Genomic DNA, 14696 nt, shown 5'->3' on the forward strand with positions numbered 1-14696 from the left:
AGGGAAATAATCGAGATGAGGTCCGTCGGGCTGTCCGAGAGGAAGGTCGCAAGCCTGTGCGGGTGCGGCGTGAAGAAGGTCAGCGAAGTGATCGGCTCCGCACGAAGGCTCGGCATAGGATGGCCCGTGCCCGCAGAGCTCAGCGACGACGAGCTGGAGCAGTTGGTCGATCCGCTCAATCCTTGGCGCAGGCACCAGCCGAATTTCCCGGTGATACGCGAGATCCTCGGCGGCCACCTGAAAGAGGAGGACCTCGATGCCGCCTACGACGCCTACGTCGCCGAGGCGGAGCTCGCCTCCACGAAACCCTACGTGAAGGCAACGTTCAAGCGCGCCCTGCTCAATTGGCTTGGGCCTTCGGGCGAAGGCGTCTCCATGAGGATCAACTGGGCGGCCGGCGAGGAAGTGCAAGTGGATTGGGCGGGGAGGACGCTGGACATCGTCGGCGCGGATGGGAGAACGGCGCCCGCGTTCCTGTTCGTCGCCACCATGCCGTACAGCGGGTACACCTTCATCCGCGCATCGCTGGACATGGGCATGCAGACCTGGCTCGAGCATCATTGCAGCATGTTCGAGTTCTTCGGCGGGGTTCCCATCTGGCTCGCGCCGGACAACCTGGCGCAGGCCGTCTACTTCAAAAAAGGCGGCGGGAAGGTCGTCAACCGCAAGTACCAGGACCTGGCGGACCACTACGGGATCATGGTCGAGCCGACGAGGGTGGCGACGCCAACCGACAAGGGCGCGGTGGAGGGCCATGTCAGGATCATGGCAAACAGGGCGATGAAGACGCTCGAAGGGCTGAGCTTCAGCTCCATCAACCAGCTCAACCGGGCGGTATCCGAACTGCTCGCGCTGTACAACTCCAAGCCGAGCCCTGCCTTGGGCGGCATGAGTAGGCACGAGCTGTTCGTCGTGGACGAGCTGCCCTGCCTTCAGCGGCTGCCGGAAGAGCCGTATTCGCCGTGCAGCTGGCGGAGCTGCCGCGTGGCGAAAGACGACGTCGTCGCCGTCCGCGGGAACTACTACGGCGTTCCCGAGGGGCATGCGGGCTCGAAGGCGAGGGTGAGGATCGGAGTGCACGACATCTCGATCTTCACCGGAGACGGCAGACAGCTCCTTGCCGAGTACCCCCGACGCGAGGACGGATCGGAGACCTTCGACGGGTTGCCCGGCGTTTGCCCCGACAGGTTCCGACCGCTTGCCGATTGGTGCACGGGCAACGGCAGGACCCTGCTGCTCGACCAGTGGGATTTCCAGAAGAACGGCGATCTTACCCCTGGGGACATCGTTTGCAAGTCGCACAAGAAGGTGTGGTGGAAATGCCCCGACTGCGGTTTCGAATGGGAGGAGGCCGTGGCGAGACGCACCCAGCGCGGCTTCGACGATTGCCTCGCCTGCTGCGGGGTCGAGCTCGTTGCGGGCAAGAACGACCTGGCGACGTTGTTCCCCGAGATCGCGGAGGAGTGGCATCCGGACAAGAACCCGCTGTCGCCTTCTGAGGTCTTCTCCGACTACCGGCAGCGCGTCTGGTGGCTGGGCAAATGCGGACACGAGTGGTGCGCTCCGATTGCAAAGCGCGTGGGAAGCGCGGTGGGACGGCTGTGCCCGTATTGCTCGGGCAGGAAGGCATTGAAGGGCTTCAACGACGTGGCGACCGTGTGCCCTGAGCTTGCGGCGCATTGGCACCCGGCGAAGAACAGGGGGCTGAGGCCGGAGGATATGAGCATCCTGGCGCCGCATGCGGTCTATCTGTGGGATGGCCCTCTGACGCGTATCTGGAGAGAAACCCCGAGGTCGTGGATGGTGCGCCATGGTATGGCTGACAGGATAGAGCCGTTCGAAGCCGTCTGCAGAGAGGCCAAGGCGATCGATTCCTCCTGTGAGATGAGTTCTATGCAGAGGTTGGGCAAAGGGAAGTCCACCGTGAAATGGGCGCGGTTCATCACCGGAACGGGCCTGCGGGGCATGAGCCTGCAGGATTGGTGCCTCGCCTTCAATCACGAGGACCTCCTCAAAGAATGGGACGGCGACCGCAACGGTGGACTGCTTCCCCGCGACGTGCCGTACAGCAGCCAGGAGAAGGTCTGGTGGAAGGGCTCGTGCGGGCACGAGTGGCGCGCTTCGGTGCGCGACAGGGTGTACGACGACAACGGGTGCGTGTATTGCAGCAGGGCGCGCATCCTTCCGGGGTACAGCAGTGCGGCATCCCTGGCTCCCGCGACGTTGAAGCTGTGGCATCTGACGAAGAACGGCGATCTCACTCCCGCAGATGTGAGCGATCGCGACCATCGCAGGTTCTGGCGGCAATGCCCCGTCTGCGGCTACGAGTGGCAGGAAGGCCTGCGCAAGACCAATTCGCATTCGAGGACCTGCCCGTCTTGCAACAGAGAAAGATCGGGCTATCTGGTTGCGGGGAGGAACCGGGCCTCGGACAAGGAGAGGCTCTCCGAGCTGTGGGCCGGAGATCTCAACGGGAGGATGACCCTCGACAAGTGCTTCACCAAGGCGAAGAAACCGTTCTGGTGGAGGGGGAAGTGCGGCCACGTGTGGAAGGCGAGGATCGATCGGGTATCCGCGATCAAGGGCGAGCCGTGTCCCTACTGCGGCAACAGGAAGCTACTCAAGGGGTTCAACGACTTGGCGACCGTGAGGCCGGATGTCGCCGCCCTGTGGGATGCAGACCTCAACGGGGGAGCGACCCCGGATACCGTCCGCTTCAACTCGGGGGAGGCTGCTTGGTGGAGAAGCGAGGGGTGCGGGCATTCGTGGAAGATGAAGGTTTCGAGCGCGGTGGCCTCGGAGGGGAGGTGCCCTTACTGCTCGGGCAAGCGCCTGCTCAAAGGATTCAACGACCTGCAGACCGCGGATCCGGCCTTGGCGGCGCAGTGGCACCCGACGAAGAACGGCGACCTCGGTCCCGACGATGTTATGCCGGGCAGCAGCAGGCTCAGAATTTGGTGGATTTGCGAGCATGGCCACGAGTGGGCGGATAGCGTGAACAACCGCCATCGCAACAGCAGCGGATGCCCCGTCTGCAGCAATAAGAAGTGCGTTTCCGGGGTGAACGACCTGCAGACCACGCACAGGAAGCTGGCGAAGCAGTGGGATGAAGAAAGGAACGGCAGCCTCAAGGCAAGGGACGTGACCGCGCGTTCGCACAAGAAGGTCTGGTGGAGGTGCGGCGAGGGGCATTCGTTTGCCATGGAGATCTTCAGGCGGGCGGGAGAACGCGATCCGGGCTGTCCGTACTGCAAGGGCAGGAAAGCGCTGCCTGGATTCAACGACCTTGCGACGACGTACCCCGAGCTCATGAAGGAATGGAACAAGATTCAGAACCGGAGGATGGATCCACGAGAGATTCTTCCCAGCAGTTCGAAAAAGGCATGGTGGATAGCTCCTTGCGGGCATCATTTCATGCTTTCGATAAGGAAGAAAGCGAGGGCGAAGCCGGGATATTGCCCGATATGCTCGAGGCGGATGAAGATAGAGCGCCCCGTCAAGTTGAAGTAGGTTCTTTGACGCAAAAAAGGGGAAGGGACGGCATCGCCGCCCCTTCCCCAGATGGACGCCAGTCTTAGTTCGAGTCTAAGCTAATCGTCGTCCTCGTCGCCATCGTCGTCGCGCTCTTCGATGCGATAGTCCTCGGGGATGACCCCTCCATCGCTCCCACAGACACGTCCAAGTTCGTCGCGCTCAGGTTCCATGATGACCTCCTTTGTCGTGGCGGGTTTCCCGCCGGGTTCTTCCGCGTATCCTCGCGGCTTCACTAATGAGGTCGAAAGAAGGGTGTCCGTTTCGAAAGAAATTCCGATTCGATCCATTTTTTACGTACGGGCGAACTTTTGCCGTGGGCTAAGAAGGAAAGGCTTCGAGTTTCAGGATCTCGTTTTCGATATCGACCTTATATACCTGCTTGCGGTCTTCTACCTGGTTGCGGTACATGCTGTCAAGGCTCATGGTCCAGCCGATGAGGGGCGAACGCCTATCCTTCATGCGATTCATCTGCTGATTGGGGTCGGCTAGCAGCTTTTTGGATGATCCCCTCTTCATGTAATTCATGATGGAGATAAGCTGCCATACCCCCTCCTGCGTTTCCTTTATGCCGAAGGCGTTTTTCAGCTTGGCGACGATGAAACCTAGCGAGAAGAACAAGTCTTCGTGCCCCTCGCACATGGCGCAAATCGAGATGACCATGACGCACTGAATATGGAAGAGGGAATTCTTCCTTATGCGAGCTTCCTGCAGCCCATCGACGGCGATTCCGAAAAGCACCCGTGTGTTTCTATCCGAGGCGGGTTTGCCGGCGAGTTTGGACAGTTCCATAAACCATCGGAGGGAGATGGCGACGACTTGTTGGTTGCCCAATTGCTCAGGAAACTGCTCGATCATCTCGCTGTGCTCGACCGTCAGTTTCTCGAGGCCAGCAATCGCGGGGCCGTTGCTTGCCGGCCCCTTAGCCAAGGCGTTGGTGACTTCCGCCCCTATGGCCGATGCCGTTTCGTATGCCTTGTAACCGTCCGAGCAATAGCGGAGGTCCTTCAGGGATCCCAGGGCGAATTCGAAACGACTCACGTGCTCGGCCGATGGCACGGCGTTGTTTGTCAGCTTCCTTATCTCCGCCAGCGCGGACATTCTCAAAATGCATGTGCCGTCAATCTTGGACCGATTGCTTTCAAGGGCTCTGGTCAAGCGTCCCAAATCGTTGTTGCTCTTCTCCACCTTGCCGCGTTTGAGATTGAACTTTGATGCGAAATGCCGCATCATCACCTCGATTTGCGCCCCGTAGCGGTCGAACAGCCCTAGGTCGAGCCCTGATTGGATGATGGTGTCGATTTTTATCCCGCCGCAGTAGGTGTTGGATAGGGCCTTCCATGCGTTCTGCTCGTCCTCTGGTTTCAAGAAGCCTTTTTCGTCGGGGAGATCCAGGCCTTTCATCAGGAGGTCAACGGAAGCGGAGATGGTTTCCGCCTGTCTAAGGTCGATGGCGGGAGCTGTTTTCTTCTGGACCTTCTCAGACATGGTTCGTTCTAGGGAGCAAAGTCTATTCCGGATTCTGTTCCTGTCCTCTTCCGAGACGTCGGTTTTGCCGAAAAGCTGGACGGCTATTTCGGAGACCAGCTCAATGAGGATTTTCCTGTTCTCCTTGTCGAGATCTGGGGTTCCGGATTTCTCGCCGAGTTTCCCAAAATCACCCCAGCCCTTGTCCTTCAAATGCTCCGCCAGCGATCGGGCGACACGATCCCCGTCGTACGAAGAAGAGTCTTCTCCGATCCGAAACGCAGCGTTAAGCAGCACCTTCAGCACCTCGATGGTGCTGTCGCAAAATGCTGGGCTTCCCGACAAGATGAAGTTTCGAAAAAACCTTCTGGAGGGGAGAGCCGTGCTCACGACCTGCCATTTTCCCGGCTCGATCATAGTTGTTCCAAAGCATGCCTTCAGGAGGTCGTTTAAGACTCTGGCGGTGTCGTTTAGCTCCTTCGTCTCCTTGTCCATAAGAATCCTCCTTGTCGTTTGGAACCGATTTGGTACTGGGTTTTGTCCCCCTTGGGTACGGCTATGGAACTGCGTCGATGAATTGCCGCAGCTAAGATTTAATCAATCGATTAGGGAATTGGATGGTTTGGGATCGAGGTGTTCCGTCGATTCCAAGCTAGATGCTACCTCTTCGATTCTAACAATGGAGAAATATGCTGCTGAGATGACTCCCTTCCTTGTCGGGGACTCAGCGTAGGCGATTCGGTGAGGGGGGCTCATGGGCCCATAGTAGTCAGATTCACATAAGGCTAGGCTTAAGCGCTCGAGAGCTCGAGACCTGGCTGGTAGGCGTGTGCAGCCTTCTTGTTGGAGGCCCCGTCGGCGATTCCGCCGTTGCATTCATTCCTATCAGGCGGATTTCGGGTTACTTGGCTGCGCTCGCCTACCCTCGTCAATCCTTACGGAGCCGATCCGCCTGGGCAATTTCGAAAGCTCAGGTGATTTTCATGACGGCAAAGGATGGACGCTACTCCTATAGCGATTCGCTCAAAGGTGCCAATAATTCTGCAAAGGCTCGCTCCCAGAGGGCGGCAGAGCCGATCCGCGAGATTGTCGATTATCCGGACGGCAGCGTGACCTATATCCATGAGACATATGCGCTTCACTGCATGGGTGGATATCGTACTCTTGTCCCTCTCGACATTCTCGATTACCCCATTGTTGTCGAGTTCGCCGATCGCGGGTTTCGTGGGTTGTCTTCTCTTCTTCCGGTTGAAGTGACTGGTGCTTTGAGTGAAGTGAAGCGCGATATCCTTCGGAAGGCGCAATCGGAATCAATCGCTGATGCGGACGGTGAATTCGTGGGGGGAGTTGTTCCTGCTGACGAATCCGGAAAGGGCTCCTTTTACTGGCGGTTAGCTTGGTGGGAGTTGTTTCTCGGCGAACGCCTCAACGAAAAGCGCAATTCCGAAAAGCGTGTGATCTGCGACGGAGAATCCGACCTCGGGACTATCGTTGCCGATATTGGGGTCGAACGGTCTCCCTACAAAAAAGCCGTTAAGGATGGGGTGAAACTGCCGATTGACGCCTCTGTTGATGCGGGCTTCGCATTCGTGGAACTCGTTGATGCCATTGAGAGCATTCTGTCGGGCGTGCCTGAGGATCAGGCGTACGTGTTCCGTGAACACTTTTTTGAAGACAGGGATTATAAAGACATCGCGAGGGATTTGAACAAGGCGTGTAGCTCCATGACTTATTTGATGTCCAAGCTTTTGCCGCTGATGCGCGAGCGTTTGAAGGAGTTCGGGTACTAGATATAGACCCTCCGAAGGTTTAGGACATTGCCTTATCGGTTAGTCGAGCCTTATCCCTATTGATTCGTGCCAGTGCCTATTTTTGAGGGCGCTGGCACGAATTTTTTCATTCTTGCGGTTTGTTCCTTGTTCCCGGCTCGGGTGTTTGGGCAGGTTAGGGTTGGTAGCTATTGGAGTAAGCTAGTCGGGCATGCCTTCTTTGATCCATTCGTTCATATCGATTTTTATGATGTTGCAGTACTTAGATCTAGGTGGAAGATTACGAGATGTTTTGAACCAATCTTCTGGATTTTCATTGTGGATGTTCTTCTTGTATTGATCAATTATGTTGTCGTATACAAGATTAGAGAGGACTATCGAGCTGGGCACTTCTTTTTGGCCGTATCCTGAGAGTTTTGCCGCTTTTGAGACCGCATTGCCCATCCATACCGTTGCGTTTATGCCAACGCCTTTTCGTCCCGCTTTTATCACATGGTCTTTTCCTAGCGCGACGCCTATGCCCGCCTTGATGGTGTCGAATCCTTTGTTCTTCAATATGGCGTTGAGCATCTTGAGGTAAGTATTTATCCAAACCGCCTTTTCGAAAACGTCATATGTGTCGGTTTGCAGTGGGGTGGTATATATCGCGTAAACGCAATCTCCTCGGATGCCTAGCTCGCGCTCCCTGTTGTCGCCTCTGAGAATCTCGATGATTTCAGAGGTAAATGATCTCACTACTTTTGCTACGTACGCTTGGTCGGATCCGGACATAAGGGTTGTTGAATCTCTGAGGTCAACGAATACAGCCATAACCCATGACTCGTAGGCGTTGGTGAAGGTGAATTCGTCGCCAGCCGGCAGCTTTGGCGACTCGATTACTTCTAGGCTGCTGTCTAAAATTTCTTCCACTCTTTTCTTGCCGGCTTTGTAGTCGTAATTCATGGCTATACTCCCATCGTAGCGAGAATCGAGAAGACGACGATCGAGGTAATGAGCACATAAAGAGCTCCTGTTGCTATTCTGTTCCATTTGGCTTTTGTTTTGTAGATCTTTGCATTCACGTATATTTGGGAAACGAGATCGTCTTCTAGACTGTAGTGGTTATCTGAAAGTCGCTCTTTGAACTTGTCAATGTTTTTGCAGGCCGCAATGCCTCCTGCATAGATTAGCGATTCATCCTCGCATTTCGTTCGAGGGAAGATTGAAGCGAACAATGAAAATACAACCACCACCGTTGAAGTTGCAGCGATTCCTATTGCGACTATGCTTACGGTTTTCTTGTCAACGAACGCGGAGTAAGCGCAGTCTATGAAGGCTTCGTTTGAGAAGAGAATGGCGGCGATTACCGCTAGGATTGCCGTGACAATTCCATTTTTGCTGTCTATGTTTCTGACCGCTTCGGTGGTCCGCTCCAGGATCCACTTGTAATCTTGCTCATCTTTGTTCATTCTCGAAAATCCTTTGCCTCTGTCGGGAGGGGTGCAATTTCGTCGTGGCTGAAAGAAAAGAAATCTTAATTTAGAGTTTAGCAGGTTGTGGAAAACCTCATTCTTGCGTTCGGCGTAAGTGCGAAATGAGGTGCGACTATCATCGCTTGCGCACGGTTTTTGTATCTCCTGGGTTTGTATTCCCTGTCGTTGGCTGCCCAAAGCTAGCTAGGGTTCACTGTCCCGTTTTGATACGGACAGACGCTTGATTCTCGTAGGGGTTCGTCGGAAATTCCGTCCACGGTTTTCTCGTTAGCTATTGATATGTCGGCTTAATCGACGAAGGGCATGCGCAGTTCGAACGCGACCTGCCCCAGAAACATGCTGACTAGGTTGTTGGGGTTGGTGCACATCGTTCTGCAAAATGCCCGCATCTCTGCTTTAAACGCCGTGTCCATGCGGATGTTGACTCCCACTCGGATGCCGCTGAAATGGAAATCTCCCTTAGAGATGCCGTAGAACTCTGCCACTTGGTCGCTCATGCCGACATCCTTAAACGCCGGGCCCCTTGTTACTTCGAAGGGGATACGGTGCTCCATAATGCCGAGGTTCACCATGCGGCGTACCGCCCCGCCTATTGTCATCCCGTTAGCCTTCATTACTGCATGGGCTCGCTTTTTGATCTCCTCGTCGACTTCGACGCCGAGAACGGTTTCGTATCGTGCCATTTTCATCACTCCTTTGCTATCGATTCATCGGAGGTTCTCTCTTACCTATATGGTTCATTGAGAGTGGGTGGTTTCGAGAAAGTGGGGAATTGAAAATGGACTTGGGCGAATCGGATAGCGTTTACCGACAACTAAGGCTCCAGGTGAGGAAACGCTTGAATCGAGAATCGCGTTGCCGTGGGAGAGGCACTTGTGTATGGAAGGGATGCTTCTTTGACTATAGGCAAGAATTTGCGCTATGAAGAAGTGTCTCATTGCGGCACCATCCTTTTGAGACGCTTTCAATGTGTCTCAGCTAGGACTCCGAGTGCCTGATCTGCTCCTATTTTCGCAGTTCAGCGTCGATAAAACTTTTCATACTTTACTCATACAAGTGTAATGAACGTCACGACACTGAAGTGCTTGCTGAGTTTTCTCAATTTCCGTTGAGGTTACCTCAACGGAAATTGAGGTTTCGTATAGGACATAGGCACGCAGGGAATCATAAAATATGGTAAACTCTGAAATACCAAGTAAACCAAGGAGGAAAAATGGCCACTCAGACGATGGAACCGGTGTCTACGAAGCTGCGTCCCGAGGAGAAGCGGGCGTTCCTCGAAACGTGCGAGAGCATCGGCACTTCCCCGAGCAACGCCCTGCGCATGTTCGTCTCCGCGTTCAACAGGCGCGGCGGCTTTCCCTTCGACCCCTCCAACCCCTACGGGTTCAATGCCGAGACCCTCGCCGCCATGGATGACGCTGCGGCGGGCCGCGTGAGCGGGCCGTACGATACGGTATCCGACATGATCGCTGCCCTCGACGAGGACTAACCCATGCTGAAGCTCGAGTTCACGGCTAAGTTCAAAAAAGACTATAAACGGGCGAAGAAGCAGGGCCATAACATGCGGGTGCTCGAGAATGTGCTCGAAACCCTCCAACGAGAAGAGGAGCTTCCCGAGCAGCTTCACGATCACGAGCTCGTTGGCAACTACAAGGGGCATAGGGAATGCCACCTCGCCCCCGATTGGCTTCTGATATACCGTATCGAGGGCGACAGGCTGACGCTGACGGCAACAAGATTGGGGAGCCATACGGAACTGTTCGACTGAGGGCATCTTCATTCCAATCCGTCCTTTGCAATGCTGCGGTTTCCTGGTCTGCATACTGGGTCGGGAAGCCGCCGCGTTTTTCGCTTTCCCGGCATCAACGTTGGATTTCATCGTCGTTGCGTATCTGCGTGCTAATAAGGGAGACGCATTTCGTAGGCGCACTGGCTCAGGAAGGCGCGGAAGAGGGTGGCGGGAGGGACGCCGTAGTCGTCGAGCTTCTTCTGGGCCGCTTCGAACAGACCTTTGTCCAAGTGGATGCACATCGGCTTCGTCTCGCCGGATGCAATCGGCCATTCCTTCCCGTCGAGTCCGAAATGGCGCCGCATCGTCTCGGTTATGCCGATCGCTCTGAGTTCGGGATCCCTGCTCACGACAAAGGGAATATCGTCGCTTGAGATGACACGGGTGAGGAGGTCGTTGCCTGCGTCTCTTACTGTCAGGCCGCTCGCCTTTAAGATCACCTTCGCCATTTCCTTGACTCCCGTGTCAATCTGCAAGGCGAGTTGGGTCTCTCTGCTGCTCATTTTTGCTCCTATCTCTCAAAGGCTCTTCCTCTATGTATGGGGTCGGGAAAGCTCAATCATTTCGAGTAGCGCCTTTCCCCTTTCTCGATTCGGGCTTGCCGTTCAGTTGTTGAGGGGGATTCGCAGCTCGTACGAGATCTGCGCCGTGTAGGCGCGCACCAGGGCGTTGGGGGTGATGCAGAGCGAATCGCACCATTCCAGGATCCGCTCCCTTTCCTCCGGCGCGACCTTGAGCGTCATGCCGCAGGTGATCCCGGTGCTCCCATCGGTGCCGTCCTTTGGGACCCCGAGCTTCCTGGCCGCCTCGCGGCTCATGCCGACGCCGGCCAGCGCGTGCGCCCTGGAGATGCCGAATGGGAGGCGGCGCTCCCTCATGCCGATCGCCATCATCGCCCGCAGTGCCCTTGCCATCGTCATCCCCTTGGCCGCAAGGACCGCGTTCGCCCTTTCCCGGACGCCCTTGTCGATGGTGAAGTCGAAGGTGGAGGTTTTCATCTCGCAGCCTCCTAGAACCCGACGGGTTCGCGAAGCTCGAAGGCGACCTGCGCCATGTAGGCGAGAACCGCCGCGTTCGGGGTGATCGCCATGGCCTTGCACCACCTGCGCATGTCCCGCTTCTCCTCGGGGCTCATCCTGATCATGGCCCTGTCGGGGGTGCCGTTTCGGCCGTCGGTGCCGTCCTTCTTGATTTCCAGCTCCGCCGCCTCCTCGTCGGACATCCCGCATCCTGCGATCTCGGGCTCCCTGCTGATCTCGAAGGGGAGCCTCATCTCCTCGATTCCGGTTCTCGCCATCGCCGTGACGGCGCCCGACATGGTCATGCCGTTCGCGGTGAGCACCTTCACTGCTCGCTCCTTGATCCCGCCGTCTATCCTGATATGGATGGAGGCGCGGCTGCTGCGTGGGTCCAGCATCATTGCTCCTATCTCGTGGGGGATTCCCTCTATGTATGCGGTCGGGAGAACGCGGTAATTTCGAGGAAACCTAAAAAATAGTCGGGAAGAATCTGGGCATGCGAAAAGGAGCGGAGGATCTGGTCCGCTTCGGCGCTCTGCGATATTTCGTTTTCGATGGGGGAGGGGAGGTGCTCCGTTGCACCTTGGATCTCCTGCGAACGCAGGAGTTGTGAAGAAGTGACTCATCTCGCACGCACCCTTTTGAGACACTTTCCATGTGCCTCGGACAGGACTCCGCGTGCCTTATGTGTTCCTATTTAGCCAGTTCAAATCGGGTGTTCGTTGGGTTTACATTGTGCTGCAACCTCTGTAACACCTTCCTAATGTGAAGTGCTAGACGAGCTGCCCCAGTTCCTGAACTGCCTCATGGGCCAGCTCTCCTGCGTGGGCCCGCGCCCGCCGCTGCCCTCCGAGGTCGCCCAGTACGACGAGCGCGCCATGCGCCGCCTCTCCGTCAAGCCCGGTCTCACCGGCTACTGGCAGGTGAGGGGCAGGAGCGACACGACCTTCGACGACATGGTGGACATGGACCTCGCCTACATAGAGGAGCGCTCGTTTTCGACCGACCTGCGGGTGATCGCGAAGACGGTAATCACGATGTTCGACGGCAAGGGGGCGTGCTAGATGGGCGACGGGATCAAGCACGTATACATCGTCGGATGCAAGGGCATCCCGGCCCGTTACGGGGGCTTCGAGACGTTCGTGGAGAAGCTCACCGAGAACCGCGTCTCCGACCGCATCAGGTATCACGTTGCCTGCGCCGTCGACGAGATGCCGCATGAGCCCGAGTACGAGCACAACGGCGCCCACTGCTTCTGCATCCGCTGGCGCCCGATAGGGGCCGCGCGGGCGATCGCCTACGACCTCGACGCGCTTTGGTGGGCGATCCGCCACGCCGAGCGCACCGGCGCCGAGCGGCCTGTCTTCTACGTGCTCGCCTGCAGGATAGGCCCCTTCGTCGGACGCTTCGCCCGCAGGATACGCAGGATGGGCGGGACCCTCCTCGTCAACCCCGACGGCCACGAATGGATGCGCGCCAAGTGGAGCGCGCCGGTGCGCAGGTACTGGAAGCTCTCCGAGGCGGGCATGGTGAAGCACGCCGACCTGCTCGTCTGCGACAGCAGGACCATCGAGAAGTACGTCCGGGAGGAGTACGCGCGCTTCTCGCCCGAGACCACCTACATCGCCTACGGCGCCGACGCGGCCCCCTCCAAGCTCGCCGACGACGACCCCGCCTTCGCGGGATGGCTCGAGAAGAACGGCCTGGAGCCGAACGGCTACTACCTCGTCGTGGGCCGCTTCGTCCCCGAGAACAACTACGAGACGATGATTCGCGAGTTCATGGCGTCCGGCACGAAGAGGGCCTTCATCCTCGTCACGGGAGTCGACGAGGGGTTCCTCGACGAGCTGCAGAGGCGCACGGGATTCCGGGGCGATCCCCGCATCAAATTCGTCGGCACGGTCTACGACCAGGAGCTGCTCAAGAAGATCCGCGAGAACGCCTTCGCCTACCTGCACGGCCACGAGGTGGGCGGCACGAACCCGAGCCTGCTCGAGGCGCTCGCCTCAACCCAGTTGAACCTGCTGCTCGACGTCGGCTTCAACCGCGAGGTGGCCCAGGGCGCCGCGCTGTACTGGACGAAGGGGGAGGGGTCGCTGGCGAGGCTGATCGAGAGAGCCGAGCGACTTTCAATTGACGAGCTAAGGCGATTCGATCAAAAAACCTCGATGATCATTCACGATAATTATTCTTGGTGCTCGATCGTCGCCTCCTATGAAATATTTTTTTTGGGAGGAACCTCGGTTTGAGAATTGATTCTTTAGCAGAAGATCGAATTTGCGCGAGGGCCGGCGTCGGTATCCCGAGTACCGGGACTGGATCGCATGTGCTAAAGGCAAGTGGCAAAGACAGAGATCTCGCTATTTGCAGTAAGATCATCTTCTTCATACTGATTGCAACCGTTGGTATCGATTTTCTAAATGGGCTCACGAGTATAGATATCTTAGGGCAACTGATTCGCGTAGCCTTTTTCATTTTGTTGTTGTACGTAGAACTGCGTATCGACAAAAAGGGATTTTTCGTAATTCTTGCGGCGTTGTTGTATTGCGTTTTCGTCATGCTTGCATCGTTTATGGCCGACGGCACAATAGGGCTCAGCTCCTTAACTTACGAGATTGGCGTGATTGTCAAGTTATTGCTGTTCTTCTCGATATTCAGAGTTGTTACCAAGCTTAACGAGTGCGGCTATATTCCTGTTTCGTTTATCGACAGTGTTTTTAAAGTATCCGCGATTTATGTTCCAATTCTATATTTGGGTACATCCATATTGGGCATAGGCGTTTCAAGCTATTCGGGAGGACAGGGATTTAAGAGCGTATTCCTCTCCCTTAATAGCATAAATATTGCCATGCTCCTTCTTTATGCGTTTTGCCTTGAGAAATGCTTTGCAGAGAGAAAGGCTGCATGGGCACCGGTAGCATTGCTTAATGCTGTTTCTCTTTTTATGCTGGGCACTAAGTCAAGTATTGTTTTCGTCTTGGTTCTTTTTCTCTTTTATCTAATTGCACCAAAAAGGAATCGAACGAGAAACTTCATATTGGGTTTGCTGATTTCTGCAGTATTCTACTTCCTTTTTCTTCAGGTTGACTATTTGCAGGCTTTACTTGCTTCCGTTTCGGAAAGACAGGCCTATCTTTTTGAAAATAGAAACTTTATCGACTATTTAACCAGCGGACGAACGTGGATGCTGGGCCATGCGATTACGCTCCTCTCCTCCGACATGGCAGATCCGCTGGGTGTTTTTCAACTTCTATTCGGAAACGGATATTATTGCTTCCATAATGTTCTCTCCGAGATATCGGGGTATCTGAGTACGTCGATAGTGCGACCGATTGAGTTTGACTGGGCTGATTTGTTCGTGTCTTATGGCTTCATCATGACGTTTTTCGTGTATGGCTTTCTTCTTACGTGGTTGATGAAAATTGTGCAAAGTTCCAAAAGAAGCCAAGCCGGTTTCTATCTAATCGCTTTCGGTGTCCTATTCGTTTTTAGCTGCTTGGGAGGACATGTAATGTTTGAAAGCATATCGTCTACGTTTCTTGGACTAGTGCTTGCTGGGGGAGTCTTGTCAATTCGCGACAATTCTAAAGCGCGCCAAAAGATAGCCGGCGCCCCCTCTTGTCGCGTTGAGGCGAAAGCGAACTAG

Annotated in this window: 14 protein-coding genes; 7 read left to right on the plus strand and 7 right to left on the minus strand. The window is 55.8% G+C overall.

What is annotated here, in order from left to right; all coding sequences use genetic code 11:
* The first annotated feature begins 15 nt into the window (after window positions 1-15).
* Window positions 16-3510, plus strand: a complete 3495-nt coding sequence (gene istA, locus GT590_RS02020; protein WP_161170858.1) for an IS21 family transposase — start codon at window positions 16-18, stop codon at window positions 3508-3510.
* Window positions 3511-3852: 342 nt separating this feature from the next.
* Here istA and GT590_RS02025 read toward each other — a convergent pair whose 3' ends face one another.
* Window positions 3853-5493 (minus strand): hypothetical protein, encoded by a 1641-nt coding sequence (locus GT590_RS02025; RefSeq protein ID WP_161170859.1) that lies wholly within the window; start codon window positions 5491-5493, stop codon window positions 3853-3855.
* A gap of 488 nt (window positions 5494-5981) precedes the next feature.
* Between GT590_RS02025 and GT590_RS02030 the strand changes: the two genes are divergently transcribed.
* On the plus strand, window positions 5982-6788 hold the full coding sequence (locus tag GT590_RS02030) for a sigma-70 family RNA polymerase sigma factor (protein WP_161170860.1): 807 nt from the start codon (window positions 5982-5984) through the stop codon (window positions 6786-6788).
* A 180-nt stretch (window positions 6789-6968) separates the two neighbouring features.
* Here the strand turns inward: GT590_RS02030 and GT590_RS02035 are convergent, their stop codons facing one another.
* The 3 genes from GT590_RS02035 to GT590_RS02045 form a co-directional block, all read right to left on the minus strand.
* The gene (locus tag GT590_RS02035; RefSeq protein ID WP_161170861.1) at window positions 6969-7709 is read right to left on the minus strand and encodes an adenylate cyclase; all 741 of its coding nucleotides are present in this window, start codon (window positions 7707-7709) and stop codon (window positions 6969-6971) included.
* Between the two features lie 2 nt (window positions 7710-7711).
* Entirely contained in the window at window positions 7712-8215 is a 504-nt protein-coding gene (locus GT590_RS02040) for a Pycsar system effector family protein (protein ID WP_161170862.1), read from the minus strand.
* 311 nt (window positions 8216-8526) lie between these two features.
* Window positions 8527-8922, minus strand: a complete 396-nt coding sequence (locus tag GT590_RS02045; RefSeq protein ID WP_161170863.1) for a type II toxin-antitoxin system RelB/DinJ family antitoxin — start codon at window positions 8920-8922, stop codon at window positions 8527-8529.
* A gap of 530 nt (window positions 8923-9452) precedes the next feature.
* Between GT590_RS02045 and GT590_RS02050 the strand changes: the two genes are divergently transcribed.
* A complete protein-coding gene (locus tag GT590_RS02050) occupies window positions 9453-9731 on the plus strand; it encodes a type II toxin-antitoxin system RelB/DinJ family antitoxin (RefSeq protein ID WP_192925268.1) in 279 nt (92 codons plus the stop codon).
* A gap of 3 nt (window positions 9732-9734) precedes the next feature.
* On the plus strand, window positions 9735-10010 hold the full coding sequence (locus GT590_RS02055; protein ID WP_161170864.1) for a type II toxin-antitoxin system YafQ family toxin: 276 nt from the start codon (window positions 9735-9737) through the stop codon (window positions 10008-10010).
* A gap of 131 nt (window positions 10011-10141) precedes the next feature.
* Here GT590_RS02055 and GT590_RS02060 read toward each other — a convergent pair whose 3' ends face one another.
* From GT590_RS02060 to GT590_RS02070, 3 genes are all read right to left on the minus strand, one after another.
* Complete coding sequence (locus GT590_RS02060; RefSeq protein ID WP_161170865.1) at window positions 10142-10534, minus strand: type II toxin-antitoxin system RelB/DinJ family antitoxin; 393 nt, start codon at window positions 10532-10534, stop codon at window positions 10142-10144.
* A gap of 102 nt (window positions 10535-10636) precedes the next feature.
* Complete coding sequence (locus GT590_RS02065; protein WP_161170866.1) at window positions 10637-11029, minus strand: hypothetical protein; 393 nt, start codon at window positions 11027-11029, stop codon at window positions 10637-10639.
* 11 nt (window positions 11030-11040) lie between these two features.
* The gene (locus GT590_RS02070; RefSeq protein WP_161170867.1) at window positions 11041-11448 is read right to left on the minus strand and encodes a type II toxin-antitoxin system RelB/DinJ family antitoxin; all 408 of its coding nucleotides are present in this window, start codon (window positions 11446-11448) and stop codon (window positions 11041-11043) included.
* 372 nt (window positions 11449-11820) lie between these two features.
* On the opposite strand from GT590_RS02070, the gene GT590_RS02075 reads away from it, so the two are divergent.
* The 3 genes from GT590_RS02075 to GT590_RS02085 are packed head-to-tail and all read left to right on the plus strand — an operon-like array spanning window position 11821 to window position 14696.
* On the plus strand, window positions 11821-12114 hold the full coding sequence (locus tag GT590_RS02075; protein ID WP_205289521.1) for a sugar transferase: 294 nt from the start codon (window positions 11821-11823) through the stop codon (window positions 12112-12114).
* Window positions 12115-13299: a beta 1-4 rhamnosyltransferase Cps2T gene (gene cps2T, locus GT590_RS02080; RefSeq protein WP_035585778.1), complete on the plus strand. Its 1185-nt coding sequence runs from the start codon at window positions 12115-12117 to the stop codon at window positions 13297-13299. It abuts the gene before it with no gap.
* A complete protein-coding gene (locus tag GT590_RS02085; RefSeq protein WP_035585779.1) occupies window positions 13296-14696 on the plus strand; it encodes a hypothetical protein in 1401 nt (466 codons plus the stop codon). Before cps2T ends, GT590_RS02085 begins: the two co-directional genes overlap by 4 nt.

The organism is Eggerthella sp. BIOML-A1, from assembly GCF_009875595.1.
GTDB classification, from domain to species: domain Bacteria; phylum Actinomycetota; class Coriobacteriia; order Coriobacteriales; family Eggerthellaceae; genus Eggerthella; species Eggerthella lenta.